Origin of the sequence: Streptomyces sp. NPDC093018 (assembly GCF_040684035.1) — a bacterium.
Classification (GTDB): domain Bacteria; phylum Actinomycetota; class Actinomycetes; order Streptomycetales; family Streptomycetaceae; genus Streptomyces; species Streptomyces murinus.
Genome location: NZ_JBFBFF010000001.1, coordinates 362,119 through 387,783 on the forward strand (window position 1 = coordinate 362,119; position 25,665 = coordinate 387,783).

Sequence of the window (25,665 nt, forward strand, 5' to 3'; positions counted from 1 at the left end):
TACCCTCATGGAATACATCGCCGGCACGGCGGGCGCCCTGCTGCTCCTCGCCGTGCTGAGCAGCATCCTGCGCACCCTCGTCGTCCCGAGGGGCCTCTACTCCACGCTGGTCTTCCGCCTGTGGTGGCTGCTGCGCAGACTCCTGCGGCTGACCACCCCGCGCGGTGACTACGAGGCCATCGACCGCGCCCAGACCTGGCTGGCGCCCCTCATGCTGATCGGCATGCTCGCCGGCTGGCTCATCGGCGCCCTGCTCGGATACGGCCTGCTGCTGTTCGCGCTGTCCTCCCTGACCTGGGCGACCGCGTTCCGCGAGGCCGGCTCCAGCCTGTTCACCCTCGGCTTCGCCAGCGGCGCCCGGTGGAAGCTGTCGGTCCTCGACTTCGTCGCGGCGGCCACGGGACCGGTCCTGATCGCCCTCCAGATCGCCTACCTGCCCACGCTCTACGCCGCCTACAACCGCCGCGAGGTCGAGGTCACCCTCCTCCAGGCCAGGGCGGGCGAGCCCTCCTGGGGCCCGGAGATCCTGGCCCGGCAGTGGCTGGTCGACACCGAGACCGCGCTGCCGGAGCTGTACCGGGCCTGGGAGCGGCTGGCCTCGGACATGGGCGAGAGCCACTCCACCTATCCGGTGCTGCTGACGTTCCGCTCCCCGCGCCCGTACCGCAGCTGGCTGGTGGGGCTGGTCGCCGTGATGGACGCGGCGGCGCTTCAGCTCGCCCTGGACCCGAAGACCGCGCCGCCGGAGGCCCGGCTGGTGCTGCGGGCCGGGTTCAGCGCGCTGCGCGACATCGCCCGCTCGGTGCGAGCCCCCTTCGAGGAGGACCCCGCGCCGAACGCACCGATCCGGCTCACCTACGCCGAGTTCGACGCGGCCGTGGCGATGCTGGACTCGACCGGCTTCCGCGCCGAGCGCACCCCCGAGGAGGCTTGGCCCCACTTCCGGGGCTGGCGGGTCAACTACGAGGCCGTCGCCTATGAACTGTGCCGCCGCTGCGACGCCGTACCGTCCCTGTGGACCGGCCCCCGCGACTTCCCGACGACCCCGATCCCGCCACGCCGCCCGGTGGACCGCCGCCCGGACGACCCACCGGAGGACGTCTGACCCGGACGAGAGGCCCTAGTGCTCCGGCTCGGTCAACATCCGTCCGAGGACGGCCCGTTGGACCGGCAGTACCTCGGTGTGCAGGGCGCGGCCCTTGGCGGTGAGGGCGACCCAGACGCCCCGGCGGTCCTCGGCGCACACCGAGCGTTCCACCAGGCCGTCCTTCTCCAGCCGGCCGATCAGCCGGGACAGGGCGCTCTGGCTGAGATGCACCCGCCCGACCAGGTTCTGCACCCGGCAGTGGTCGCCGTCGCGCGGTGACTCGGCGGCCAGGATGTCCAGCACCTCGAAGTCGCTGGCGCCCAGCCCGTAGGGGTGCAGCGCACGGTCGATCCCGCACATCGTGCGGGCGTGCACGGCGAGGATGTCCCGCCAGCGTTCCTCGAGCCGGGCATCGGCCGATTTCACTGCCATACCGGCACCGTAGCACCGATCCAGCCACTCGTTGAGTGTGCAACTACTTTTCGGTGGCGGGATCCTGGAGCAGGCCCACCATGTTGCCGTCCGCGTCCTTCACGGAGGCCACGAGCCGGCCGTTGCCGACGTCCCGGGCGTCCTGGACGATCTCCGCGCCCGCCGCCACCAGTGCCGCCAGCCGCTCCCGCAGATCGGTGACATGCCAGAACGGCACCGGCCCGGTCAGGCCCTGCGCGTGCCCGTTCGGGTCGAGGCCGATGTCCTGGCCCTGGGCCTTGAACCCGATGTAGTACGGCTCGTCGGCGTACGGCTCGACGCCCAGCAGCGCGCCGAACAGGGCCTTGGCCCGCTCCGGGTCCTTGACGGGGTAGATGATCGTCTGCATACCGGCGGTCATGTAACTCACTCCTTACGAGTCATACGAGTCAAAGGGTCAGGGGTGCGAGGCCCGGCGGGCTCCCCTTCGGTGCTCCCACGCTAGGCCGGGGGAGCCCGCCCCGGCTTCTCGAATCCTGACCGGTTCGGCCCCGGCCCGACCGGTCGCGGTGACCGTGGGGTTCCCCGCCGGAGAAGGGCGGGTGAACGGTTCGGCAGACGGACCACGGCATGGCCGGGGCGCGGCCGATCCGGCGGTACTGTGGTGCCCGGCCGTGATCACCCACCGGGGGTCGGCCGAGCAGGAGACGTAAGAACGATGACAACCCCCGAAGCCGACACCCTTCGCGCCCGCCTCGCCCCGCGCCGGCGGACGCGGTGGCGTGCCCAGGGTCCCGTCGTGGCGGTGGTCGCCGTCGGCGGTGCCCTCGGTGCCTGCGCCCGCTACGGGCTCAGCCTCGCCTGGCCCACCGGGCCCGACGCCTTCCCGTGGGCGACCTTCTGGACCAACCTCATCGGCTGCGCCGTGATGGGCGTGTTCATGGTGTTCATCACCGAGGTGTGGGCCGCCCACCGCCTCGTCCGCCCCTTCTTCGGCACCGGTGTCCTTGGCGGCTTCACCACCTTCTCCACGTACACCGTCGACATCCGCCGCCTGGTCGAGGCCGGCCGCCCCGGGATCGGCCTCGTCTATCTGGTGGCGACGCCCTGCGCGGCCCTCGCGGCGGTCTGGCTCGCCTCGGCCACCGTCCGCCGGGTGCTGACCAGGAGGGAACAGGCATGACCTCGCTCACCGGCCGCGCGCTGCGGCTGACCGTGTACATCGGCGAGGACGACACCTGGCACCACAAGCCCCTCTACAGCGAGATCGTGCACCGCGCGCACGCCGCCGGGCTCGCGGGCGCCAGCGTCTTCCGGGGCATCGAGGGCTACGGCGCCTCCTCCCGCATCCACACCTCCCGACTGCTCTCGCTCAGCGAGGACCTGCCGGTCGCGGTGGTCGTCGTGGACACCGAGGAGCGCGTCCGGGCCTTCCTGCCCCAGCTGGACGAACTGGTCCGCGAGGGCCTGGTCACGCTGGACGAGTGCGAGGTCGTACGGTACGTCGGCCGGGCGCCCGGACCGGACCCCGCCACGGCCGGGCCGGAAGGTGAGGAACCGTTGTGAACTGGCTGCTCGTCGTGGCCGGAGCCGTGGTCGGCGCGCCCGCGCGCTACCTCACCGACCGCGCCGTGCAGTCCCGGCACGACTCGGTCTTCCCCTGGGGCACCTTCGTGGTGAACGTCGTCGGCAGCCTGGTCCTCGGCCTCGTCACCGGCGCCGTCGCCACCGGGGCCGCGGGGCCCCATCTGCAACTCCTGCTCGGTACCGGTCTGTGCGGGGCGCTGACCACGTACTCGACCTTCTCCTACGAGACCCTGCGGCTGACCGAGGCCGGCTCCGGCCTCTACGCTTCGGTGAACGTCGTCGCCAGCGTGGCGGCCGGGCTGGCCGCGGCCTTCGCCGGGTACTGGCTCGCCGGCGCTGTGTAGACCCGGGCGCTTGGCACCCCGCCGGGCGCAGCAAGTACTGTCTACAACACTGTCGACCTACTCTCCTCAGAACTGGATCCCATGAGCGCCATCTCTGTCGGTCAGGCCGTCGTCCTCGGAGTCGTCGAGGGGGTGACCGAGTTCCTCCCCGTGTCCTCCACCGGCCACCTCAAGATCGCCGAGGGGCTCATGAACATTCCCGTCGACGACAAGTCCGTCGTCGGGTTCTCCGCCGTCATCCAGGTCGGCGCCATCGCCGCCGTGCTCGTGTACTTCTTCAAGGACATCAAGCGGATCGTTTCCGCCTGGTTCCGCGGTCTGACCAACCGCGAGGAGCGCTACCACCACGACTACAAGTTCGCCTGGTGGGTGATCGCCGCGACGATCCCGATCGTCCTGGTGGGTCTTGCCGCGAAGCCGCTGATCGACGGGCCGCTGGCCTCGCTGTGGGTGGTGGCAGGGTCGCTGATCGTCGGCTCCGGTGTGATGTGGTGCGCGGACCAGATGGGCCGCCACAAGCGCGGCGAGGACGACACGTCCTTCAAGGACGCGATGTGGGTGGGCTGCTCCCAGATCCTCGCCCTGCTCTTCCCCGGCTTCTCCCGCTCCGGCGCCACCATGTCCACCGCGCTCATCCTGGACCTGGACCGCGTCGCCGCGACCCGCCTCTCCTTCTTCCTCGGCATCCCCGCGCTGACCGGCGCCGGCATCTACGAGCTGAAGGACGCCCTGGGCGCGGGCGTGGGCGCCGCCCCGCTGGCCGTCGGCACCCTCGTCTCCTTCATCGTGGCCTACGCCTCGATCGCCTGGCTGCTGAAGTTCGTCGCCAAGCACTCCTTCAACGCCTTCGTGATCTACCGCATCATCATCGGGCTGGGCCTGATCGGCCTGCTCACCACCGGTGCGCTCAACGCCTGAGCCGCGACCTCCCGGCCACCCCGCGGGGTGCGGACGCCCGAAGACGGGCGCCGCACCCCGTGCGCGTTTCGCGGAGCTTCGGCGTCCCGGGCGCGGGTGTGAACCGGCCGTCTTGACAGAGCGGGCGGGCGGCGCGCAGGATCGGCCCGTGAACCTGTCAGACAGCCAGACAGGTGGTCTCGGTCCGCGGCGCGTGAGCGCGATGGAAGCGGTCCTCGGCCACCTCCGCGGCGCCATCGAACGCGGCGACTACGCCATCGGCGACAAACTGCCCTCCGAGGCCGAGCTGGGCCGTACCCTGGAGGTCTCCCGGCCCGTGCTGCGCGAGGCGCTGCGCGCGCTCCAGGCGATGGGCCTCACGGTCTCCCGGACCGGCAAGGGCACCTTCGTCGTCGCCAACGCCGTGGAGGACCCCACCTTCGGCGACTACGCGGCCAGCGACCTGCTGGAGGTCCGCCGGCACATCGAGATCCCGGTCGCCGGCTACGCGGCCCTGCGCCGCACCCCCGACCACCTGGACCGGCTGGCCCATCTGCTGGACCGCATGGAACGGGAGACGGACACCACCGCCTGGGTCGCGATGGACACCCTCTTCCATCTCACCGTCGCCGAGGCCGCCCAGAACCCGGTCTTCCGCCGGGTCATCGAGGAGATCCGCGACGCCCTGGCACGCCAGTCGGCCTTCCTCAACGAGCTGGGCGGCCGCCGCGAGCAGTCCAACCGCGAGCACCGCGCCATCCTCGAAGCACTCGTGGACGGCTCCGAGCACGACGCCCTCGCGGCCATGAGCCATCACCTGGACCGCGTCGAACGCAGCCTCACCGACATCGTGCGCCCCAGACAGCTCGACCCGGCCACGAGCGGCGCGCCCGAGGCATGAGCGCCGCCCACCCCTGACCCCGACCCCCGGACACCCCGACGCCGGCACCGGACGCATCACCGTGCCCCTCCGCCGCCGGCCGCCACAGCACCGGGCGCGGTCCGTACGACGCCCGTGCCCGACCCCGTGTGATCCGCATCCCGCGCCCCCGACCGGCGTGCCGCCGCGTGACCCGCGAACCGGCCGCCCCGACTCCTTGATGCAGGCAGAAATGGACATCAGCTTCCCCGCCGACGCGCCCGTCGTCCGCGCACCCGGCCACGCCCCCGTCGCCCACCTCGTCCGCGGCGGTGTGGTCGAGGGCATCCACTACGGCTCCGTCGTCGTCCTCGGCGCCGACGGCACCGTCGGCCACCGCGTCGGCGACATCGAGGCCGCCTTCTACCCGCGTTCGGCCGTCAAACCCCTCCAGGCCGTCGCCATGGTGCGGGCCGGGCTGCCGCTGGACGGCGAACTGCTGTCCCTGGCCGCCGCCAGCCACTCCGGTGAGGAGCGCCACCTCGCCGGTACCCGGCGCATCCTCGAACTGGGCGGACTCGCCGAGGACGATCTGCGCAACGTCCCCGACCTGCCCTTCGACCCCGCCGTCCGGGACACCTGGGTGCGCGCCGGACGGACGCCCTCCCGGCTCGCCCAGAACTGCTCCGGCAAGCACGCCGCGATGCTGTGGACCGCGCGCCTCAACGACTGGTCCCTGCCGGACTACCTGGACCCCGCGCACCCCTTGCAGCAGAGCATCCGGGAGACCGTCGAGGACCTCACCGGACAGCGGGTCGCGCACACCACCGTGGACGGCTGCGGAGCGCCCCTGTTCGCCATCTCCCTGCACGGGCTCGCCCGCGCGCTGTCCCGGATCACCTCGGCGGCGCCCGGCACGGCGGAGGCCAAGGTCGCCGACGCGATGCGCGGCCACGCGGAGATGGCGTCCGGCACCAGCCGCGATGTCGCCGCGCTGATGCGGGCCGTGCCGGGGCTGCTCGCCAAGGACGGCTTCGAGGGCGTCCAGGTCGCCGCGCTGCCGGACGGGCGGGCGGTGGCCGTGAAGATAGCGGACGGGGCGGACCGCGCGCGGATACCGGTCGCGGCACGGGCACTGGAGCGGGCCGGGGTGGACCCGGCCCTGCTGACCGGCTTCGCGGGGCAGGCGCTGCTCGGCGGCGGGGTCCCGGTGGGCGCCGTACAGGTGGTGGACGAGCCCGGGCCCGCCTGAGATCACCCCTCGCCGACGTTTCCCCTCCCGAAGCCAAGAAAGCGGATCACCTCTCATGACCACCACCCGGCGCGAACACGATCTCCTCGGCGATCGGGACGTGCCCGCCGACGCCTACTGGGGCATCCACACCCTGCGGGCGACCGAGAACTTCGCCATCACCGGCATGCCGATCTCGGCGTACCCGCATCTGATCGACGCCCTGGCCGCGGTGAAGGAGGCCGCGGCGCTCGCCAACGAGGAACTCGGCCTGCTGGCACCGGAGAAGGCCCGCGCGATCGTCACCGCCTGCCGGGAGATCCGGCGGGGCGAGCTGCACGAGCAGTTCGTCGTGGACGTCATCCAGGGCGGGGCCGGCACCTCGACCAACATGAACGCCAACGAGGTCGTCGCGAACCGGGCGTTGGAGCTGCTCGGCCGCGCCAAGGGCGAGTACATGTATGTACACCCGAACGAGGACGTCAACCTGAGCCAGTCGACCAATGACGTCTACCCGACCGCCGTCAAGATAGCGACGGTCTTCGCGGTCCGTGGACTGCTCAAGGCGATGGCTGTGCTCCAGGACTCCTTCGCGGGGAAGTCCGTGCAGTTCCGTGACGTGCTCAAGATGGGCCGTACACAGTTGCAGGACGCGGTACCGATGACGCTCGGTCAGGAGTTCTCCGCGTTCGCCGTGATGATCGAGGAGGACCGCAGCCGGCTCGCCGAGGCCGTCGAGCTGATCCATGAGATCAACCTGGGCGCCACGGCGATCGGTACCGGGATCAACGCTCCGTCCGGGTACGCCGAGGCCGCCCGCCGGCATCTGTCCGCGATCACCGGGCTGCCGCTGGTCACCGCCGCCAACCTGGTCGAGGCCACCCAGGACTGCGGGGCGTTCGTGCAGATGTCCGGGGTGCTCAAGCGGATCGCGGTCAAGCTCTCCAAGAGCTGCAACGATCTGCGGCTGCTGTCCTCCGGTCCGCGCGCCGGGCTCGGGGAGATCAACCTGCCGCCGGTGCAGGCCGGTTCGTCGATCATGCCGGGCAAGGTCAACCCGGTCATCCCCGAGGTGGTCAACCAGGTCGCCTTCGAGGTCATCGGCAACGACGTCGCCATCACCATGGCCGCCGAGGCCGGACAGCTCCAGCTCAACGCCTTCGAGCCGATCATCCTGCACTCCCTGTCGGAGTCCGTCACCCATCTGGAGCGGGCCTGCCTGACGCTGGCCGAGCGCTGTGTCGACGGCATCACCGCCAACACCGAGCGGCTGCGCGCGAGCGTGGAGAACTCCATCGGACTGGTCACCGCGCTCAACCCGCACATCGGCTACACGGCGGCCACCGAGATCGCCAAGGAGGCCCTCGCCACCGGGCGCGGGGTCGCCGAGCTGGTCCTGGAGAAGGGCCTGCTGCCCGCCGGGACGCTGGCCGCGCTGCTGCGCCCCGAGATCATCGCGGGCAGCGGGGCGCCGGCCGCCTGACCTGCGGTTACGAACGATTCCGGGGCAGGGGCGAGTGGGCTTTGGGAGCGGTACGGAGGCACAATGGTGATCATGACAACGACGTCGTCCCACACCTTCCTGCCGGTCCTGGAGCGCATAGCCGAGGAGCTGGAGCACACACCGGGCCGCGGCCGCGCCGCCGACTACATCCCGGCGCTGGCCGCGTGCGACCCCCGCACCTTCGGCATGGCCGTCGCCGAGCTGGACGGCACGGTGTACGGGGTGGGGGAGTGGCAGCAGCCGTTCTCCGCGCAGTCCATCACCAAGGTGTTCACCCTCGCCCTGGACCTGGCCCGCGAGGGCGACGAACTGTGGGAGCACGTCGGCCGCGAGCCCTCCGGCAACCCGTTCAACTCCCTGGTGCAGCTGGAGTACGAGAACGGCATCCCGCGCAACCCGTTCATCAACGCGGGCGCGCTCGTCGTCACCGACCGCCTCCAGACCCGTACCGGGGACGCGGCCGGAGAACTGCTCGGCTTCCTGCGCGCCGAGAGCGGAAACCCCGCGCTGGACTTCGACCAGGAGGTCGCCGCCTCCGAGACCGCGCACGGCGACCGCAATGCCGCGCTCGCCCATTTCATGGCGTCCTACGGCAACATCGACAACGAGGTGCCGGTCCTGCTCGACCAGTACTTCCGACAGTGCTCCATCGCCGCCTCCTGCGCCGACCTCGCCCTCGCCACCGGCTTTCTCGCCCGGCACGGCATCCGCGCCGACGGCAGCCGGCTGCTCAGCCGCAGCGAGGCCAAGCAGGTCAACGCGGTGATGCTGACCTGCGGCACGTACGACGCCGCGGGCGACTTCGCCTACCGGGTCGGCCTGCCCGGCAAGAGCGGGGTCGGCGGCGGCATCATCGCCGTCGTACCGGGCCGCTGCACCCTGTGCGTCTGGAGCCCCGGCCTGGACGAACGCGGCAACTCCGTGGCCGGCGTGGCCGCCCTGGACCGCTTCACCACCCTGACCGGCCTCTCCGTCTTCTGAACCCACGCCAACGGAATCCGCCGAGCGCCGATCCCGGAATCCGCCGGGCGTCGGTCCTGGGAGTCACCGAACACCGGTTGCGGAATCCGCCGGGGCGGCGACGGCGGAGGCCAGGGGACAGACACCGGTGCCCTGGAGCCCCCCTGATACCGGCGGCGGAGCGCATCGGGCACCGACCGCGGAACCTGCCGGGCATCGGCCGCAGAATCCGCCGGGCACCGACCCTGTAGTGGCCTGGCAGCGGTGGCGGTTGCCGTTTGGCATCGGCCTCGGAATCCTTCGGGCACTGGCCCTGGAATGCTCTGGCAGCGGCGGTGGAAGGCATCGGGTGCCGGTCCCGGCAATTCCCGGCCGTCGGCTCCAGAAGCTTCTGGGCATCGGCCCGGAATCTCTCGGGCATCGGCCGCAGAATCCGCCGGGCACCGACCCTGTAATGTCCTGGCAGCGGCGGCGGTTGCCGTTGGGCGTCGGCCTCGGAATCCTTCGGGCACTGGCCCTGGAATCTTCCGGCAGCGGCGGTGGAAGCCATCGGGCGTCGGCCCCGAAAGCTGCCGGGCGTCGGCCTCGGAATCTGCTGGGCACCGACCCTGTAATGGCCTGGCAGCGGCGGTGGAAGCCACCAGGTGCCGGCCCCGGAGTCTCCCCGCCACCGGCCCCGGAATCTCCCGGGCACTGACGCTGGAATCCGTGTCACCGGCCGCGGAGGCCATCGGGTGCCGGCCCCGGAAACTCCCGGCCACCGGCCCCAGAAGCTCCTGGGCACCGGCTCGGAATCTCCCGAGTACCGGACGCAGAATCGGCCGGGCGCCGCCCCGGCCCCCCGGCCACCGGCCCGCCTCCCCCGCCCACCACGCCCCGGCCACACCTCCGCCCCCGTTCGGACGGGCTGTCGTCGTCTGGTGGACATTCGGCGTTGTCACGCTGAGCCAGTGTTGGCCATGGCGTTTCCCTTCGATCTGCGTCGGTGTCGGCTGCTCGGGCTGGTCGGTACCGCGTTTCTCGCGCTCGGCGGGGAGAGCGCCGGTGCGCTGCCCGTGGCGGAGTTGCCGGCGCCCGCCTCGGCGCAGGCGGCGACAGGGCTGGTCGCGGTGTACTTCGGCGTCGTGCTGCTGATAGCGGCCTGGGTGCTCCTGGGCCGCCTGGTGCGCGGGCCGCGGCCGCCCGCGCCGCGCGCCCTGCTGCTCGTATTGGCCGTCTGGGCCGCCCCGTTGGTGCTCGCCCCGCCGCTGTTCAGCCGGGACGTCTACAGCTATCTCGCGCAGGGCGCCATGGCCGACGCGCACATGGACGTCTACACCCAGGGCCCCGCGGCCCTCGGCGGTCCGCTCGCCGACCAGGTGGCCCCCATGTGGCAGCACACCGGAGCGCCGTACGGCCCCGCCTTCCTCGGCCTCGCCTCCGCGCTGTCCGGCCTCACCCGGGGCGAGCTGCCCGCGGGCCTGATCGGCATGCGCCTGCTCGCGCTGATCGGCGTGGCCCTGATGGCGTTCGCGCTGCCCCGGCTCGCCCGGCACAGCGGCGCCGACCCGGCCGCCGCGCTCTGGCTCGGCGCCCTCAACCCGCTGGTGCTGCTGCACCTGGTCGCGGGCGCCCACAACGACGCCCTGATGCTCGGACTGCTCGGGCTCGGCCTGGTCGCAGCCCGGGGCCGCAGACCCATTCTGGGCGCCGTACTCGTCACCCTCGCCGCGCTGGTCAAGGCGCCCGCCGCGCTCGGTCTGCTCGCCGTGGTGGCGTTCCAGACCCGCGCCGGTCGGCGCCCGCTGCCCGCCGCCCTGACCACCGCGGCCGTCTCCGCCGCGACCACGGTCGCCGCCACCGTGACGGCCGGCACCGGCTACGGCTGGATCGGCGCCCTCGACACCCCCGTCTCCCCGCAGAACTGGGCGCTGACCAGCCTGCTCGGCCGGGCCACCGGCGCCCTGCTCGACCGGCTCGGCAGCGGCCTCGCCCCGCTGGCCGTCCCCGGCTGGCAGCTGCTCGGCCTCGCCGCCACCGCCGTCGCCATCCTCCTCATATGGCTGCGCCTGCGTCTCAAACCGGTGTACGCGCTCGGCCTGAGCCTGCTCGTCGTCGCCGTGTTCGGCCCGGCGATCCGCCCCTGGTACGTGCTGTGGGGCCTGTTCCTGATCGCCGCCGCCGCGCCCAGCACCTCGGTACGGCACCGGGTCGCCGCCCTCGCCGGAGTGCTCGCCCTCGCCGTGCTGCCCGGCGGCGGCCCCGCCGACGCGGGCCAGCTGGTGCTCGCCGTCTGCGGCGGGCTGCTCGGCGTGGTCGTCCTGTGGCAGGCCCACCAGGCGGCCCAGGCGCCCGCCGTGTCCCCGGCCCCGGGGCGCGCCGCATGAGGGGCCCGCGCACCGAGCGGGGCAGACTGCTGCTGGTCCTCGCCCTCGCCGCCGCCGTGACCGCGTTCACCGCGACCGTGCCGCTGCTGCGCGGCTTCTTCGACCTGCGCGTCTACTACGGCACCGTGCACACCTGGGTGCACCACGGCGGCCTGATCTACGACTACCGGGTGCCGGGCACGCAGTACGGCTTCACCTATCCGCCGTTCGCCGCGGTCCTGATGCTGCCCCTGGCCCCGCTGGGCCGCACCACCGCGATCGCCGCCTCCCTGGTGGTGAACGCGGCCGCCCTCGGTGTGGTGCTGCGCGTCCTGGCCGGTGACGACTGGCGGCGGCACGGCTGGTACCGCTGGTCGCTGGCCCTGTGCGCGCTCGCGCTGTTCGAACCCCTGCGGGACACCTTCAGCTTCGGCCAGGTCAATGTCGTACTCCTGGCCCTCGTCCTCACCGACGCCCGGCTGCTGTCGAGCGGCCGGGGCCGCTGGGCGGGCGCCGGGATCGGGCTCGCGGCGGCCGTCAAGCTGACGCCGGCCCTGTTCATCGGGCTGCTGCTGCTCGCCGGGCGGCGCCGGGCCGCCGCGCAGGCGACCGCCGTGGCCGCCGCCGTGACCGCGCTCGCCGCCCTGGTGGACCCGGCCGCCTCCCGGTTCTACTGGACCCGGGCGCTGTGGGACACCAGCCGGGTGGGCCGCCTGGACTACGTCTCCAACCAGTCGCTCCAGGGCGTGCTGGCCCGGCTCGGCGAGACCGGCCGCCCGCTGTGGGCGCTCGCGGTGCTGGGCACCCTGTGCGTCTGGGCGTGGCGCGGCCGCCGGGCGGCGCTGGCCGGTGACTGGACCGCGGCCTTCGCCCTCACCGGGGCGGCCGCCTGCCTGGTCAGCCCGATCACCTGGGTGCATCACCTGGTGTGGCTGCTGCCCTCCTTCGCGGTCCTGCTGCGCGCCGGGCACCGGCGCCTCGCGGGCGCGCTGTACGCGGTGCTGTGCACCAGCGTGGTCTGGCTGTGGTTCGACGACGCCTCGGGCCTCGACGGCTTCCTCGGCAGCAACCTCTACACCTGGATCACCCTGGGCCTGCTGCTCGGTCTGCCGATCGGTCAGCCCCGCGCGGCCCTGCCCTTGCCCCTGGCCCGCAGCGCCAGTGCCATCGCTGCTGCGCCCAGCCCGGCGAGTCCCGCCCCGACGGCGGTGCCGGACCAGTCGTCGTCGTCCGGCGCCCCGGACGTGGCCGCCGCCACCGGCGCGGCCGAAGCGGTCGGCCGGGGCTTGGGACGCAGCCCGTCCAGCGAGCCCACCGGATCCACCTGACCGTCCGCCGCGAAACCCCAGTCGAGCAGCTGGCGCGCCTCCTCGTACACCTCGAAGCCGTCGCCCGCCTGAGGGTTCATCACGGTCACCTCCAGGGTGCGCCCGCCCCGCCGGGCGGCGGCCACCAGGGTGTTGCCCGCGTTGGTGGTGTAGCCGTTCTTGACGCCGATCAGGCCCGGGTAGGGCGCCACGCCGTCGGCGCCGGTGAGCAGCCGGTTGGTGTTCTCGATGCCGAACGGCGCTCCGTCACCGGGGAACTCGGCCTGCGCGGTGGAGCAGTACTTGGCGAAGTCGGGGTTGCGCAGGCCCTCGCGGCCGAACACGGCGAGGTCGTAGGCGGAGGACACCTGGCCGGGGGTGTCGTAGCCGTCCGGGGACAGCACATGGGTGTCCAGGGCGCCCAGGGCGCGGGCGTTGGTCTGCATCCGCTTGGCGGTGGTCTCCCAGCCGCCGTTCAGGGAGGCGAGCACATGCACCGCGTCGTTGCCGGAGCTGAGGAAGACCCCCCGCCACAGGTCCGCCACCCGGTAGCTGTGGCCCTCCTCGACCCCGACCAGGCTGCTGCCCTCGGCGACGTCGGCCAACTCCTGGTAGCGCACGGTGTGCTGCATCCCGCTGGGCAGCTTCGGCAGCACGGTGAGGGCGAACAGGGTCTTCAGGGTGCTGGCCGGCGGCAGCGGCCGGTGCGCCTCGCTCGCGGCCAGCACCTGCCCGCTGCCCGCGTCGGCGACCAGCCAGGACAGCGCGGAGACGTCCGGCAGCTCGGGGGCGCTCTTACGTGGGCGTACCTGCGTGCCCGAGCGGTAGAGCAGGGCCGGGGCCGGGGTGGCCGCCCGGGGCGCGGGCGGCGCGGGCTCGCCGTTGCGCGGCAGCGTGGCGCTCCGGTGCCGCGCGGCGGCCGGTGCGGCGCCGGCCAGGGCCGGGGTGAACGCCAGCAGGCCCGCCACACACAGGGAACAGGCGGGTACGACCGCCCGATATCTGAATCTGGTGATCATATGATCAACGTACGAATGGGAGTGGTGTGCGCGCGTCGGCCGCGCCGTCCGGCCCAACGGAGCAACCCGGATGCCAGCGGAGCAACCCGGTTGCCGTACCCGGTCAGCTCGTGGGCAGGGTCGGCAGGACCTGCCGCAGGAAGGCCGCGTTGCCGGGGGTGCGCCGCATCCGCTCCAGCAGGGTCTCCAGGCCCGCCGGGCCGCCCTCGCGCGAGCGCAGGGCGCGGCGCAGCCCGTGGACGGCGCCCAACTCGGCCGGGGTGAGCAGCAGTTCCTCGCGCCGGGTGCCGGAGCCTTCGAGGTCCACGGCGGGGAAGACGCGCCGCCCGGCCAGTTCCCGGTCGAGCCGCAGCTCCATGTTGCCCGTGCTCTTCAGCTCCTCGAAGAAGTAGCCGTCGGCACGGGAGCCCGTGTCCACCAGGGCGGTGGCCAGGATGGTGAGCGAGCCGCCCTCCTCGGCCTCGCGGGCGGCGCCGAAGAACCGCTTGGGGCCGATCAGCGCGCCCGCGTCGACACCGCCGCTGAGGGTACGGCCGCCCGCGCCGGAGGCGTTGTTGTGCGCCCGGCACAGCCGGGTCAGCGAGTCCAGCAGCACGACGACGTCCTCGCCCGCCTCGACCAGCCGCTTGGCCCGTTCGACGACGAGTTCGGCGAGGGCGATGTGCTCCTTGGCGGTGCGGTCGAAGGTGGAAGCGTACACCTCGCCGTGCACGGTGCGGCGCATCTCGGTGACCTCCTCGGGGCGCTCGTCCAGCAGCAGCACCATCAGCCGGCACTCGGGGTGGTTCCCGGCGACGGCCGCGGCCAGCTGCCGCAGCAGGACCGTCTTGCCGCTCTTCGGCGGGGCCACGAGGAGGCCGCGCTGGCCCTTGCCGACCGGCGTGAACAGATCGGCGACCCGGCCGGCGAGGCCGGCGTCCGGGTGCTCAAGGCGCAGGCGGCGGCGCGGATGCAGCGGGGTGAGGTCGCGGAAGTTCCGGCGGGCGGCGAGGTCGCCGGGCGCGCGGCCCTCGACCCGGGCGACCTCGGTCAACGCGCGCTGCGCACCCCGGGCGCCCTCGACCAGGTCGCCCCTGCGCAGCCCGTACTTGCGGATCAGCGCGGCCGGTACCTGCGGGTCGGCGGGGGTGGGCAGGAGGTCGGCGGCCCGCAGGTGCCCCTTGCCGTGATTGTCGATGTCGAGAACGCCGGTGACGAGCCGGGCGGCCGGGGCCCGGAGCTCGACCGGAGGGTGTTCGAGTGTGGTGGTCATGGAGGGGTGTCCTTTCGCGGACGAAGAGCGGAGAGAAGCGCGTGGGAAGGGGGGAGCGGCCGCGAGCGGGAGGCGGATACGACCTGCCTCCGGGCGGCGGGAACCACACCCCGGACACGACGGCGAAAGCCCTGGTCACGAGGTGGTGCGAGGAAGAAGCCCGGGGCCGTGCGAACGGCTCGGCCGAGGGGCTGGAGAGAAGACGGCGACATCGGTGCCGGTACGAGGGGCACGCACATGCGCTGTTCGCACTATACCGGTGCGCTCGGTGGCGTCAACAGATCGGTGCGCGGGGCTATTCCCGGGGGCGGACCCACAGGACCGGCAAAACGGCTGGGGCGGCCCCGTACGGACCGCCCCCGCCAGGCGTCAGAAACGTGCCTGGCGTCAGGGACGTGCCTGCCGTCAGGAACGCGTCTGGCGTCAGGAACGCGCCTGCGCCTCCTCGGCGATCTGTTCGAACCTCGCCCCCATCGCCTCCGCGAGGGCGTGCGCGCCCGACAGTGGGCGGACCATGACCATGAGGTCGTCGATCAGCCCCTCCTCGTTGACGTGCAGGAAGTCGCAGCCGGTCAGCTCGCGCCCGCCCACCCGGGCGGTGAAGACCAGCGCGTGGTCGGGGGAGTCGGGGGCGCCGAACTCACGGACGTACCGGAAGTCCTCGAAGACCTGGGAGACCGCGCGCAGGATCGCGGCGGTGATGGCCTTGCCCGTATACGGTTTGAAGACGACGGGACTGGTGAAGACGACGTCCTCGGCCAGCAGCGCCGCCACGGCGTCCAGGTCCCCGGCCTCGACTGCCGAACGGAACGCGTGCATGGGATCACCCCTGTAGGTTGGATCGGTGCGGATGAAACTGATCAATGGGTACGAGAGTTGACGGGCTGACGGACATGTTCGGACCCGAAGGCCCCTCGCTGCGCGAACTCGCCGTCCAGGCGCTGTCCTCCGTCGAGCACGGATACGACCTGCTCGCGCCGAAGTTCGACCACACGCCCTTCCGTACCCCCGGCCGGGTGCTCGACGCGGTGGCGCGGGCGCTCGCCCCGCTGGGACCGTTCGACGACGGCCTCGACCTGTGCTGCGGGACCGGCGCCGGTGTCCGGGTGCTGGCCGGGCTGTGCCGTCGTAGCGCCGTGGGCGTCGACTTCAGTGCCGGGATGCTGGACGTCGCCCGGCGCCGGGTCCGCTCCGGGGACGGCCCCGCGATCGGCTGGGTGCGCGGCGACGCGCGGGCGCTGCCGTTCGCCGGCGCCTTCGATCTCGTCGTCAGCTTCGGGGCGTTCGGCCACTTCCTGCCCCGCGAGCTGCCCGGTCTGTTCGCCCAGGTCCACTCGGTGCTGCGGCCCGGCGGGGGCTTCGCCTTCCCGCTGGGCGCCCCCGTCCCGGCGAAGCATCGCGCGTTCTGGACCCTGCTCGGCTTCGACGCGGTGATGCGGGTGCGCAACGCGCTGTGGCGGCCGCCGTTCGTCATGTACTACCGGACGTTCCGACTGGGCACGGTGCTGGCGGAGTTGGCGCGCGCCGGGTTCACGACCGAGCTGCGTGCCCTGCCCGAGTTCGGGCGGCGCGACGACGGGAGCCCCCGCGCCCGGCTGGTGGTGGCCACCAAGCCCGTGCCGGAGCGGGGGAGTTGAGCCCCGGCCGCTGATCACAGGGCGCCGTACAGGGCGTCGATCACGGCCATTTTCCGGGGGTCGTCCATGATGCGCGGGCCCATCCGGTTCATGACGTAGCCCAGTGACACCCCCGCCTCCGGATCGGCGAGCCCGCACGAACCGCCGAACCCGTCATGGCCGAACGCCCGTGGATTGGGCCCGTACGCGCCCTGCGGCCCGCTGAGCCACAGGCCGAGCCCGGCCTCGCTCTCGCCGCCCAGGCCCGCCCCGAGGACCAGGTCGACACAGCTGCCCTGCCCCTCGCGCACCCGCTCCGCCGCCTCGGGCGACAGGATCTGCCGCCCGCCGAAGGAGCCGCGCCCGGCGAAGACGCCGTACAGCGCCGCGACCGCCCGCGCGGTGCCGTGCCCGTTGCCCGCCGGGACCTCCGCCGCCCGCCACGCGGGTGTGTTCGCGTGGGCCGCGCCGATCGCCGGGTTGGCCATTGCCGCGAGCGTCAGCCGGTTCAAGTGGCGGAAGGTGGGCGAGCGTTGGTCGTCCGAGGCGGCCGGGGTGTGCGTCAGCTCGGCGGCCCGACCGTACTCCTCGACCGGCAGGCCCACGCTGAAGTCGATGCCGAGCGGCCCGGTCACCTCCCGCTCCAGGAAGGCCCCCGGCTTCAGCCCGGTGATCCGCCGTACGACCTCGCCGACCAGGAAGCCGTACGTCACCGCGTGATACCCGGACCGGGTGCCGGGCTCCCACCAGGGCTCCGTGGCCGCGAGCCGCGCGGTGGTCGACTCCCAGTCGTACAGGTCCTGGAGGCTGTGCGGCTCGCGCAGTCCGCACAGCCCGGCGCGGTGCGACAGCAGATGCCGTACCAGCACCTTCTCCTTGCCGGCCGCCGCGAACTCGGGCCAGTACCGGGCCACCGGCGCGTCCAGGTCGAGCAGTCCCCGGTCGGCCAGCAGATGCGCGCACAGCGCCACCGGGCCCTTGGTGGTCGACCACACGTTCACCAGGGTGTCCCGCTCCCAGGCCCGGGTGCGGGCCGCGTCCGCCCAGCCGCCCCACAGATCCACCACGGTCTCCCCGTCGAGGGTGACCGCCACCGCCGCGCCGAGTTCGCGCCGGGTGCGGAAGTTCTCCTCGAACGCCTCGCGCACGGCCGTGAACCGGGGATCGCAGAAGCCGTGCACCCCGGCCGCCCGCGGAGCCGGCGGGGTCTGCTGGACGTCGTGCGTGGCTGACATGGGCCCTCCGTGGTCGCGGGAACGCCCGGCCCGCGTCGGCCCCGGACCGGGCACCCTGAACATACCGACCGGTCGGGCATCGAGGAAGAGGTGATCTAGGCGTACGACCGCAGCCAGCGCATCTTCACCGCGTCATGGAAGGGGCCGCCGCCCTCGTGGTCGTTGAACTCATACACCTCGATCGTCTTGTCCGGGTGCGCCCAGGAGTTGAACGCCGCGAACACGGTCGACGGCGGGCAGGTCTCGTCCTCCAGAGCCGTCGAGAACAGGGCCGGTGCCCGGCCGCGGGCCGCGAAGTGCACGCCGTCGAAGTAGGAGAGGGTGCGCAGCGCCTGCGCCGTCCGGCCCCGGTGGGTCTTCAGGAACAGGGCGACCTCGCGGTAGGGGTGGCGGTCCGTCAGGGTGATCGCGCGCGGGAAGTCGCACAGGAACGGCACGTCCGGCGCCACCGCGGCCAGATCGGGGACCAGCGCGCCGACCGCGAGGGTGATGCCGCCACCCTGGCTGTGGCCGAGCGCCACCGTGCGCGCCGCGTCGGTCAGCGGATGGGCACGGGCCGCCTCGATCGCCCGTACCGCGTCCGTGAACACCCGCCGGTAGTAGTGGTTCTCGGGCGCGTCGATGCCCCGGGTGAGGAAGCCGGGGTGGGCGGGCCCGGAACCCACCGGGTCCGCGGTGCCGCCCCCGCCGCCCCACACGCTGCCCTGCCCCCGGGTGTCCATCACGAAGTGCGCCCGGCCCGTCGACGCCCACAGCAGATCCTCGTGCGCCAGCCCGCGCCCGCCGCCGTACCCGATGAACTGCACGACCAGCGGCAGGGGTTCGCGCGCGCCGGCCGGCAGCCGCAGCCAGCCCTTGACCGGGTGCCCGCCGAACCCGGCGAACGTCACGTCGTACACCTCGACCGTGGCCAGTGCGGACTCCACCGGCTCGAAACGGACGGCGAGTTCGTGCGCGCGCGCCTCGCGCAGGGTGGCGTCCCAGAAGGCGTCGAAGTCCTCGGGTTCGGCGGACTCGCTCCGGTGGGCGCGGAGTTCGGACAGGGGCAGGTCGAACAGGGCCATCGGCCACCGCCTTCGCCGGGGGAGCAGGGTGCGGGGGATCAGGGTGCGGGGAGCCCACCGTATGAGGGCGGCGCGCCGGCCGACCATGGCTCGTCGCGCGGTTGTTCACGCCCTGGGCTGGGTCCACCTCGGCCCGGTGCGGGCCCACGCCCGCTCCCACTCGGCGAGCCGGTGGCGCAGCGCGATCCGGCGGGCGACGGTGTGCCCGAGGAACACCACGCCCCCGGCACAGGCCGCCGCGCACACCCCGACGGTCACCGCGTGCTGGAGGATCTCCGTACCGGACGACGGCGCGGTGACGACCTGGCCCCGGGAGTCGACCCAGATCGGGACCGTGTCCCCGGTCCGGGCCCCGGCCGGCACCCGCGCCCAGGCCGTCCTGGTCCCCCGGCCGGGCTCGGTCCAGTGGATCTCGGTGCGGTGCAGATGCCCGCGCTCGACCCGGACGGCGGGCGGACCGTCGGACACCGTGGCCGTCACCCGGTGGCGCGCGGCCCGCTGCGCCGCCGCGGTCGCCGCGTCCCGGCTCTGGGTGTGCAGCCCCGCGGCCGCCCCGACCAGAGGCGCCACCACGAACAGCAGCACGGCGACGACCAGCACCGTCCACGCCTCGACGACATCACAGCGCCGCCGCAGCGGATTGCGCCGCCAACGCCAGCCACGCACACGCACCCGGGTCCGCATGTCCGCCTCCTCGCCGAAGCCGACCGGCCGCCCGCCCGCGCCGCCACCCGCTCCGGTGTACGCGCACGAGCGTCCTCACCCGTCTCGTACCCCGTACGGCGCACCCGGCCCACCCGGTGAGCCGCGAGTTCAGGCCCACTTGAGGCACGTTCGAGCCAGGTGCCCCGCGAACGCGCCGGTGTCGCGCCTCAGCCGAAGCGTTCGATGCGGATCCGGTCCGCCGGCTGACCGGCGCGGACCAGCAGCCGCGAGACATGCTCGGCGAACCCGTTGGACCCGCACACATACGCCTCCCACCCGCCGGGCGGCCGCTCGGCCAGCAGCGGCGCCAGATGCGCGGCCGTCACCCGTCCCACCGGCACCCCGGCGGGGGCGCTGCGGGTGAACACCGGGGTCGTCTCCGCGCCCAGCTCGGCCGCGTAGATCAGTTCCTCGGGGCTGCGCGCGGACACCAGCATCCGCAGCGGCACTTCGAGGGCGCGCGCCCGGTGGTGCCGGATCATCGACATCAGCGGTACGACCCCGGAACCGGCGCCGAGCAGCAGCGCGGGCCGGTCGCCGGGCCAGGCGAAGAAGCCGCTGAGCGGGCCGCGTACGTCGATCGTGTCACCGGGCCTTGCCACGGTGTGGAACCAGCCGGAGACCTCGCCGTCCGGCACCCGGTCCAGGGTCAGCTCGATATGCCCGCTGTCATCGGGCGCGGAGGCGATCGAGTAGTGGCGCTGCGCCGTGTAACCGTCCCCGGCGGTCAGCCGCAGCATCAGGTGCTGGCCGGGCAGATGCCCCGCCCACCGGGGCACCGCGAGCCGGAACGTGGCCGCGTACGGGGTCTCGCGGCGGATCTCCGTCAGGGTGGCCTGCTGCCACATCGACTCGGCCTGCTCGTTCACGGCGATCCGGCCGGGCACCGCGAACCGGGGCGTCCCACCGGGCATGGTCGTCGTCTCAGTCACCGGCGTACCGCTGCTCTTCCCAGGGGTTGCCGCGCGCGTGGTAGCCGTTGCCCTCCCAGAAGCCCGGCTCGTCGTGGTCGAGGAGCGTGATGCCCGCGATCCACTTGGCGCTCTTCCAGAAGTACAGATGGGGCACCACCAGGCGCGCCGGTCCGCCGTGCTCGGCCGGCAGCGGCATGCCGCCGTACTCCCAGACGATCCAGGCGCGGCCGCCGGTGAGGTCGGCCAGCGGCAGGTCGGCGGTGTAGCCGGTGTGGGAGCGGGCGACCGCGTGGGTGGCGCCCGCGGCGGGCCGCACCACGTCGAGGAAGGCGTCCAGCGAGACCCCGCCGAACCGCACCCCGAACTTCGACCACCCGGTGACACAGTGGATGTCACCCTCGTACGCCGAGGCGGGCAGCGTGTGCGCCGTGTCCCAGTCCCAGGTGTACGGCCGCTCGACCAGCCCGTCGACGCGGAAGGTCCAGTCGGCGGGTGCGAGGTCGGGGGTGACCTCGGCGGACAGGACGGGCCAGTCCTCGCGCGCGTCGTACTGACCGGGCGGCAGCCCCGGCTTGTGCTCGCGCGCGCGACCCGTGAAGCCTCGCGTGACGTTCATCCTTCAACCGTACGCTGTCCGGACGGATGCCCTGTTCGCCGCAAACGGCCCCGGCCGGGCGAGTGGTCGAGCGATCTCTTCGTGATCGACGACCTGGACGAGTTTGCCAAGGCCTACGGGATCAAGCACGACGAGGAGCGGACACCGGAGGCCGGCCGGATCCGGCCCCCCGAAGCCCCGTCGCTTCCCCATCGTGTCCGGTCCTGTCCCGACCGCCGCCTCGTAGTATGTGCGCGAGGTAAACGGGAAGAGATGAAGGTCAGCCTGTGGCACAAGTGCTCGTCGTCGGTGTCGGAGACTTCGACAGCGACGGTTGTGACGAGAGCGCGGACCCTCTTGCCGTTCCGAAGGATCTCGACCCTCTGCCCTCTGTCGCGCCTGCCGTGTCCCATTTGGCTGTGCAATTGAGCAAGACGCCCGGGCTGAGAGTGCTGGGCGGCGGGGCATCGCACGATCCGGACCTGGCGACGCTCACCCGGCTGTGGCGCGGCGCCTGCCAGGAGATGTCCGGCGACGGCTCTTCGGAAGCCCTGATCGTGCACTTCGCGGGACACGGCATCCCGGGTCCGGGCAACCAGACACTGTTCCTGGCCACCCGGGAGACCGACCGGAACAACGCCTGGTCGACCGCGCCGCAGGTGAGCACCTGGCTCGGGGAGGCCGAGAGTTCCCCGATGGGGTCGCCCGTCCTGCTTCTGCTGGACGTGTGCGGAGCCGGGCGCGCGGTGGTGCAGCAACTCCTCGACGGCGTACGGGCCGAGGACCGGCGTGCCTGGATCATCGCCGCGTGCGCTCCCGACGAGAAGACGTACCGGGCGCGGTTCACGACCGCGACCGCCGCCGTGCTGGAGCGGCTGCGCCAGGGGTGGCTCGACCTGTCACCGGCCGTGGAGCATGTGCCGGTCGAGACGCTGGCTCGAGAGATCGACCGTGAGTTGGCGAGGTCGGCGGCCGCCGAGGACTGTCCGCCCCAGAGCGTGCTGCGCACCACCCATCCCGAAGCCCGTGCCCCGGTTCCCCCGTTCCTCCTCAACCCCTCGTACCGGGAGACGCCCGGGGGGCAGTTCCGGCAGGCGGTGGAGACCGGGCTGTGGCAGTTCGCGGCTGCCGTGGACCCGGGGCTCGACCCGCTGCACTTCATCTCGCGGGCCTCCGGCGCGCCCCAGCAGCAGGGGCTCGGGCAGGGCTGTTTCTTCACCGGCAGGGCGAAGCAGCTCAGGACGATCAAACAGTGGCTCGAGGACACCGATGGGCCCTCGCTCCTCGTGGTCACGGGCAGCCCGGGATCGGGGAAGTCGGCACTGCTGGGTGTGGTGGCGTGCCTGGCCCATCCGCAACTGCGCGAGGTGACGAGGCAGATCGCGGCCGTCGTGGACCGCGACGCCAGACCCGAGCCCATGACGGACCTGGCCGCCGTTCACGCCCGTCAACGGGGCCCCAGCGAGGTGTTGTCATCGCTGGCGACGCAACTGGGGCTCGGCGACGAACCCAGCCGGGGTTGGACCACTCGCGCGGTGCTGGACCGGATCGCGGAGCAGCGGGAAAGCCCCGTCACGGTGGTGGTGGACGCCCTGGACGAAGCGTCCCTGGACCGGACGCTCCTCAACGAGGTCCTCATTCCGCTGGCGCGCAGGCGCCGCCGGACCGACGACAAGGAGCCCGGGAAGCATCCCGTGCTGTGCCGGGTGCTCATCGGCACACGACCTTGGTGGGACCAGTACGGGCGACTGCTAGAGGAGTTGGACGGCACTCGACAGCTCGTCGATCTGGACGAGATCTCTGTCGAGCAGCGGACCGGTGAGCTCACCGACTACCTGTGCGACGTGCTGGCCGCGTCAAACGTGTACAGCGGGGTGGCGGTCGCGGATCTGCGCAAGGCCACGGCCGCCGCCGTGGCCCGACGGCTCGGCGCGCATCACGATCGTGGCGCCTTCCTGCTGGCGTCGCTCTTCGCGCACTACCTCGCCCATCAGGACACGGCCCTGCCGGTGGAACAGGTGATGGAGCGCGTCCCCGCCCATCTGCCGGGCATGCTGGATCTGCACCTGGAGGTGCTGCGACGCGAGCATCCGGCCGTGCCGGCCATACTCGCTGCCATCGCGCACGGCTACGGCCAGGGCATGCCGCTGGAAGTCATCGAGCATGTCACGACGGCGTTTCTTCCGGCCGGTACGACGAAACCGGATGTGGACGACATCCGCAAGGCACTCCAAGCGGCCTCGTTCTATCTGCGGTTCGACACGGACAGCGACGGACAGCGCCTGTACCGCTTCTATCACCAGAGCCTGGTCGACCACCTGCGCCGTCAGTACGGGCACGTCAGCCGGCGTGACATCTGCGCTCGTGTGCTGGACACGGTGCCGGGCCCGGGCGAACCGGTCTCTCGCCGGTTCGGGCTCGCTCTGCCCTACGTGCTGCGGCACGCGGCGCAGCACGCCCACGACGCCCGCATGCTGGACCAGTTGCTGCTGTCCGCCTCTTTCCTGATCCACTGTGATCCGCAGTTGCTGCGCGAGTATCTGGCGGCCGGGACGGTGCGCACCGAGATCTCGGCGATCATCAGCGACTCGGCACTGTCCCCGCTCCATGAGCCGTGGCAGCGCCGCCAGTGGCTGCGCAACACCGCCGTGGTCTGGGGAGAGACCTGGCTGGTGAAGGCACTCGACGCGCTTGACGAGCACACGGCGCGGTCTTCGAAGCCCCCCGTTCTGGAATTCCACTGGGGTACGGCCGATCGCCGCGACCGCGCCGGCGGTCCGTTCGATGTGGACGAGGTGTCACTCATCCGTCATGCGGACCGCTGGCTGGCGGTTGTCAGCGATTTCGAGGGCGGTGCGAACGTCTGGGACGTCCGTACCGGTGTGCATCTCTTCCCCCTCGACACCGCCGAGGGCCCCGCGCTGCATTCTCTGTGTACATGGCACAGCTCGGTGGGGACACTGGCGGCCGCCGGGACGGGCGAGGGCCATATCGACGTGTGGGATCTCGACACGGGCGCCTTGCGGGTGGAGATCCAAACGGATGCCGGTTCCGTTGTCGCCGTCAGCGTCGTCCGGTGGGCGGGCGAAGATCTCGTGGTCGCGTGTGGCGCGGGCGAAGTCGTCGCCTACGACCTGTCGGGACGACGGGTCGCCTCACTGGACGTACTCGGCGGATGGCTCACCTCGCTGGAGGCCGAGGGTGCCGTCGGCGACCTGTGGGAACCCGATCAGGACATCGAGGGGTACGACTGCACGGCTGTCGCCACCACCACGCTGGACGGCGTTCCTGTCTTCGTTGCCGGGGCGGTCGACGGCTCTCTGCATGTCTGGGAGGCCGGCGGACGGCACCATCGCATCTGGCCGGGCGGCACCGGCCGGATCCATTCCTTGCAGATCCTGGAAGGGCCTGGCGGGCCGTTCGTGTTCACGGGTGGTGAAGACAGAGGCAGGCTGTGGGACATCCGTACGGGCACGCACCGGCCGCTGAGGACCGTCGGCCACGACACGGGATTCCCGCTGCTCGACGACGCCGGAAATCCCCGCCTTGCCCATTTCAGCAAGGGCGCTGGAATAGTCCTTCAAGACATCAAGGACGGCCCTCTTCTTACCGACCTCTTTTACGAGCTGCCTGAAGATATTTCTGGTGTTCGGGCACTGGCGATGTCGGCGTCCCGATGTGCCGCAGTGGGGTCGGCGCCGTACCGGTCAGAATTCCTCTTCCAGGCGGACGGCTGTCCCGAGAGGACGCTGCACGCGTGGACAGGGCACGATACGGAAGTGGAGCTGGTCGCCGTGGGCGAGGCGGGCAGCACCGGTATCACACCTGCCATCAGTGTGGACGCGGATGGATGCTTCGTGGCATGGAACGCGGCGACCGGCTCGGTGCTGTGGCGGGGAAACCACGGCAATATCACCGCGGTGGCTGCGGGGACCCTCGCGGGCAAGAGCGTCGTAGCTCTGGCGCATGGCTGGGGAAAGGACACATGGACCGATATCATCGACCTCGGTGATCCCTTGTCCGATGGTGATGCCTTGAAGTGGGACACCGCAGTGGACGGCTTGTCGATCGACGTCATCAATGGATCACCGCAACTGACCGTCCAGGCGCCTACCGGAATGTTCACTTATCAGCCCGGTGGCTCGACTTCGAGACTTGACACCGACGAAAAAGAAGAAACCGCGATCCGCTGCTATGCCCGGCATTCTCACAGCGGGCAGGACATCACGGTCGTCGGCACCTCGCGCTCCTGGATGGCGGAAGTCAACCCGAAAGATCCAGCGCTGCTGACGCTGCACCGATCATCCGGTAAGAGCTGCGTGCTGGCCACGAGCGATGTGTACATCGGCTGCACGGAGGTGGGCCCGTGGGGCACGGCCACCGCGGCTGTTTACGGCGACGAGGAAGGGTTCGTCGCGGCCGTATGCCTGGAGACCCGCCAGGAGCTGCACCGCTTTCCGGCACATGAGGGCGCGGTGCGGACACTCGCCTTCGTCCAGCCGCACGGCATCCCCTTGCTGGTGTCCTCCGGTACGGACGACACCATCCGTATCTGGGACCCCCGGCGCCCGGGAACCCTTCTCGGGGCAACCGCCTTCCCCGAGACGCTGGCCGGCGTCAGCGCGTGCGACGCGGGGGTGTTCACGGGGTTCGGAAGCCGCGTCGCCTTCTTCACCTGGGCTGACCTTGCGCAACTGTCTGATCCGGTCGATGGGAAGAGGGGCACATGAGTC

General features: G+C 72.2%; 21 protein-coding genes and 2 pseudogenes. 13 read left to right on the plus strand and 10 right to left on the minus strand.

The features are described from left to right. Window positions 1–7: 7 nt before the first annotated feature. Window positions 8–1,105 carry a hypothetical protein gene (locus tag AB0N90_RS01565; protein ID WP_365192222.1) on the plus strand — a complete coding sequence of 366 codons (1,098 nt, stop codon included), beginning with the start codon at window positions 8–10 and terminating at the stop codon, window positions 1,103–1,105. 15 nt (window positions 1,106–1,120) lie between these two features. Here the strand turns inward: AB0N90_RS01565 and AB0N90_RS01570 are convergent, their stop codons facing one another. Together AB0N90_RS01570 and AB0N90_RS01575 are read right to left on the minus strand one after the other, a co-directional pair. Continuing rightward, window positions 1,121–1,519 (minus strand): MarR family transcriptional regulator, encoded by a 399-nt coding sequence (locus AB0N90_RS01570; protein ID WP_365192223.1) that lies wholly within the window; start codon window positions 1,517–1,519, stop codon window positions 1,121–1,123. Between the two features lie 43 nt (window positions 1,520–1,562). Further along, window positions 1,563–1,919 carry a VOC family protein gene (locus AB0N90_RS01575; protein ID WP_365192224.1) on the minus strand — a complete coding sequence of 119 codons (357 nt, stop codon included), beginning with the start codon at window positions 1,917–1,919 and terminating at the stop codon, window positions 1,563–1,565. A 297-nt stretch (window positions 1,920–2,216) separates the two neighbouring features. Here AB0N90_RS01575 and crcB (AB0N90_RS01580) point away from each other — a divergent pair, with 297 nt between their 5' ends. The 10 genes and pseudogenes from crcB (AB0N90_RS01580) to AB0N90_RS01625 form a co-directional block, all read left to right on the plus strand. After that, on the plus strand, window positions 2,217–2,681 hold the full coding sequence (gene crcB, locus AB0N90_RS01580) for a fluoride efflux transporter CrcB (protein ID WP_365192225.1): 465 nt from the start codon (window positions 2,217–2,219) through the stop codon (window positions 2,679–2,681). Continuing rightward, window positions 2,678–3,064: a DUF190 domain-containing protein gene (locus AB0N90_RS01585; protein ID WP_361669888.1), complete on the plus strand. Its 387-nt coding sequence runs from the start codon at window positions 2,678–2,680 to the stop codon at window positions 3,062–3,064. The genes crcB (AB0N90_RS01580) and AB0N90_RS01585 overlap by 4 nt, the downstream gene beginning before the upstream one ends. Next, complete coding sequence (crcB, locus tag AB0N90_RS01590; RefSeq protein ID WP_361669890.1) at window positions 3,061–3,429, plus strand: fluoride efflux transporter CrcB; 369 nt, start codon at window positions 3,061–3,063, stop codon at window positions 3,427–3,429. Before AB0N90_RS01585 ends, crcB (AB0N90_RS01590) begins: the two co-directional genes overlap by 4 nt. A gap of 81 nt (window positions 3,430–3,510) precedes the next feature. Next, window positions 3,511–4,347, plus strand: coding sequence for an undecaprenyl-diphosphate phosphatase (locus tag AB0N90_RS01595; protein ID WP_361669894.1), 837 nt, complete (start codon window positions 3,511–3,513; stop codon window positions 4,345–4,347). Window positions 4,348–4,549: 202 nt separating this feature from the next. After that, complete coding sequence (locus AB0N90_RS01600; protein ID WP_365192782.1) at window positions 4,550–5,227, plus strand: FadR/GntR family transcriptional regulator; 678 nt, start codon at window positions 4,550–4,552, stop codon at window positions 5,225–5,227. Window positions 5,228–5,438: 211 nt separating this feature from the next. After that, on the plus strand, window positions 5,439–6,437 hold the full coding sequence (locus tag AB0N90_RS01605) for an asparaginase (protein WP_365192226.1): 999 nt from the start codon (window positions 5,439–5,441) through the stop codon (window positions 6,435–6,437). A gap of 55 nt (window positions 6,438–6,492) precedes the next feature. Next, on the plus strand, window positions 6,493–7,899 hold the full coding sequence (aspA, locus tag AB0N90_RS01610; RefSeq protein WP_232988344.1) for an aspartate ammonia-lyase: 1,407 nt from the start codon (window positions 6,493–6,495) through the stop codon (window positions 7,897–7,899). 63 nt (window positions 7,900–7,962) lie between these two features. Further along, window positions 7,963–8,901: a glutaminase gene (locus AB0N90_RS01615; RefSeq protein WP_361669899.1), complete on the plus strand. Its 939-nt coding sequence runs from the start codon at window positions 7,963–7,965 to the stop codon at window positions 8,899–8,901. A 938-nt stretch (window positions 8,902–9,839) separates the two neighbouring features. Then, window positions 9,840–11,246 carry a polyprenol phosphomannose-dependent alpha 1,6 mannosyltransferase MptB gene (mptB, locus tag AB0N90_RS01620; RefSeq protein ID WP_365192227.1) on the plus strand — a complete coding sequence of 469 codons (1,407 nt, stop codon included), beginning with the start codon at window positions 9,840–9,842 and terminating at the stop codon, window positions 11,244–11,246. After that, window positions 11,243–12,550 (plus strand): annotated as a pseudogene (locus AB0N90_RS01625) (glycosyltransferase 87 family protein); the annotation flags it as partial. The gene mptB and the pseudogene AB0N90_RS01625, both read left to right, overlap by 4 nt. 86 nt (window positions 12,551–12,636) lie before the next feature. Here the strand turns inward: AB0N90_RS01625 and AB0N90_RS01630 are convergent. The 3 genes and pseudogenes from AB0N90_RS01630 to AB0N90_RS01640 form a co-directional block, all read right to left on the minus strand. Beyond that, window positions 12,637–13,551 (minus strand): annotated as a pseudogene (locus AB0N90_RS01630) (serine hydrolase); the annotation flags it as partial. 103 nt (window positions 13,552–13,654) lie between these two features. Next, the gene (gene rho / locus AB0N90_RS01635; protein ID WP_365192228.1) at window positions 13,655–14,803 is read right to left on the minus strand and encodes a transcription termination factor Rho; all 1,149 of its coding nucleotides are present in this window, start codon (window positions 14,801–14,803) and stop codon (window positions 13,655–13,657) included. A gap of 423 nt (window positions 14,804–15,226) precedes the next feature. Continuing rightward, on the minus strand, window positions 15,227–15,622 hold the full coding sequence (locus tag AB0N90_RS01640; protein WP_365192229.1) for a nuclear transport factor 2 family protein: 396 nt from the start codon (window positions 15,620–15,622) through the stop codon (window positions 15,227–15,229). A 74-nt stretch (window positions 15,623–15,696) separates the two neighbouring features. Here AB0N90_RS01640 and AB0N90_RS01645 point away from each other — a divergent pair, with 74 nt between their 5' ends. Continuing rightward, window positions 15,697–16,440 carry a class I SAM-dependent methyltransferase gene (locus AB0N90_RS01645; protein WP_365192784.1) on the plus strand — a complete coding sequence of 248 codons (744 nt, stop codon included), beginning with the start codon at window positions 15,697–15,699 and terminating at the stop codon, window positions 16,438–16,440. Window positions 16,441–16,454: 14 nt separating this feature from the next. Here AB0N90_RS01645 and AB0N90_RS01650 read toward each other — a convergent pair whose 3' ends face one another. The 5 genes from AB0N90_RS01650 to AB0N90_RS01670 all read right to left on the minus strand — a co-directional run bounded on the left by AB0N90_RS01650 (window position 16,455) and on the right by AB0N90_RS01670 (window position 20,953). After that, complete coding sequence (locus tag AB0N90_RS01650) at window positions 16,455–17,654, minus strand: serine hydrolase domain-containing protein (protein WP_365192230.1); 1,200 nt, start codon at window positions 17,652–17,654, stop codon at window positions 16,455–16,457. A 95-nt stretch (window positions 17,655–17,749) separates the two neighbouring features. Beyond that, window positions 17,750–18,718 (minus strand): acetylxylan esterase, encoded by a 969-nt coding sequence (locus AB0N90_RS01655; protein WP_365192231.1) that lies wholly within the window; start codon window positions 18,716–18,718, stop codon window positions 17,750–17,752. Window positions 18,719–18,823: 105 nt separating this feature from the next. Then, the gene (locus tag AB0N90_RS01660) at window positions 18,824–19,402 is read right to left on the minus strand and encodes a hypothetical protein (protein ID WP_365192232.1); all 579 of its coding nucleotides are present in this window, start codon (window positions 19,400–19,402) and stop codon (window positions 18,824–18,826) included. A gap of 188 nt (window positions 19,403–19,590) precedes the next feature. Beyond that, window positions 19,591–20,355, minus strand: a complete 765-nt coding sequence (locus AB0N90_RS01665) for a ferredoxin reductase (RefSeq protein WP_361669916.1) — start codon at window positions 20,353–20,355, stop codon at window positions 19,591–19,593. Beyond that, the gene (locus tag AB0N90_RS01670) at window positions 20,348–20,953 is read right to left on the minus strand and encodes a sulfite oxidase-like oxidoreductase (protein WP_365192233.1); all 606 of its coding nucleotides are present in this window, start codon (window positions 20,951–20,953) and stop codon (window positions 20,348–20,350) included. Before AB0N90_RS01670 ends, AB0N90_RS01665 begins: the two co-directional genes overlap by 8 nt. A gap of 266 nt (window positions 20,954–21,219) precedes the next feature. On the opposite strand from AB0N90_RS01670, the gene AB0N90_RS01675 reads away from it, so the two are divergent. Continuing rightward, on the plus strand, window positions 21,220–25,662 hold the full coding sequence (locus tag AB0N90_RS01675) for a hypothetical protein (RefSeq protein WP_365192234.1): 4,443 nt from the start codon (window positions 21,220–21,222) through the stop codon (window positions 25,660–25,662). Window positions 25,663–25,665 lie beyond the last annotated feature (3 nt).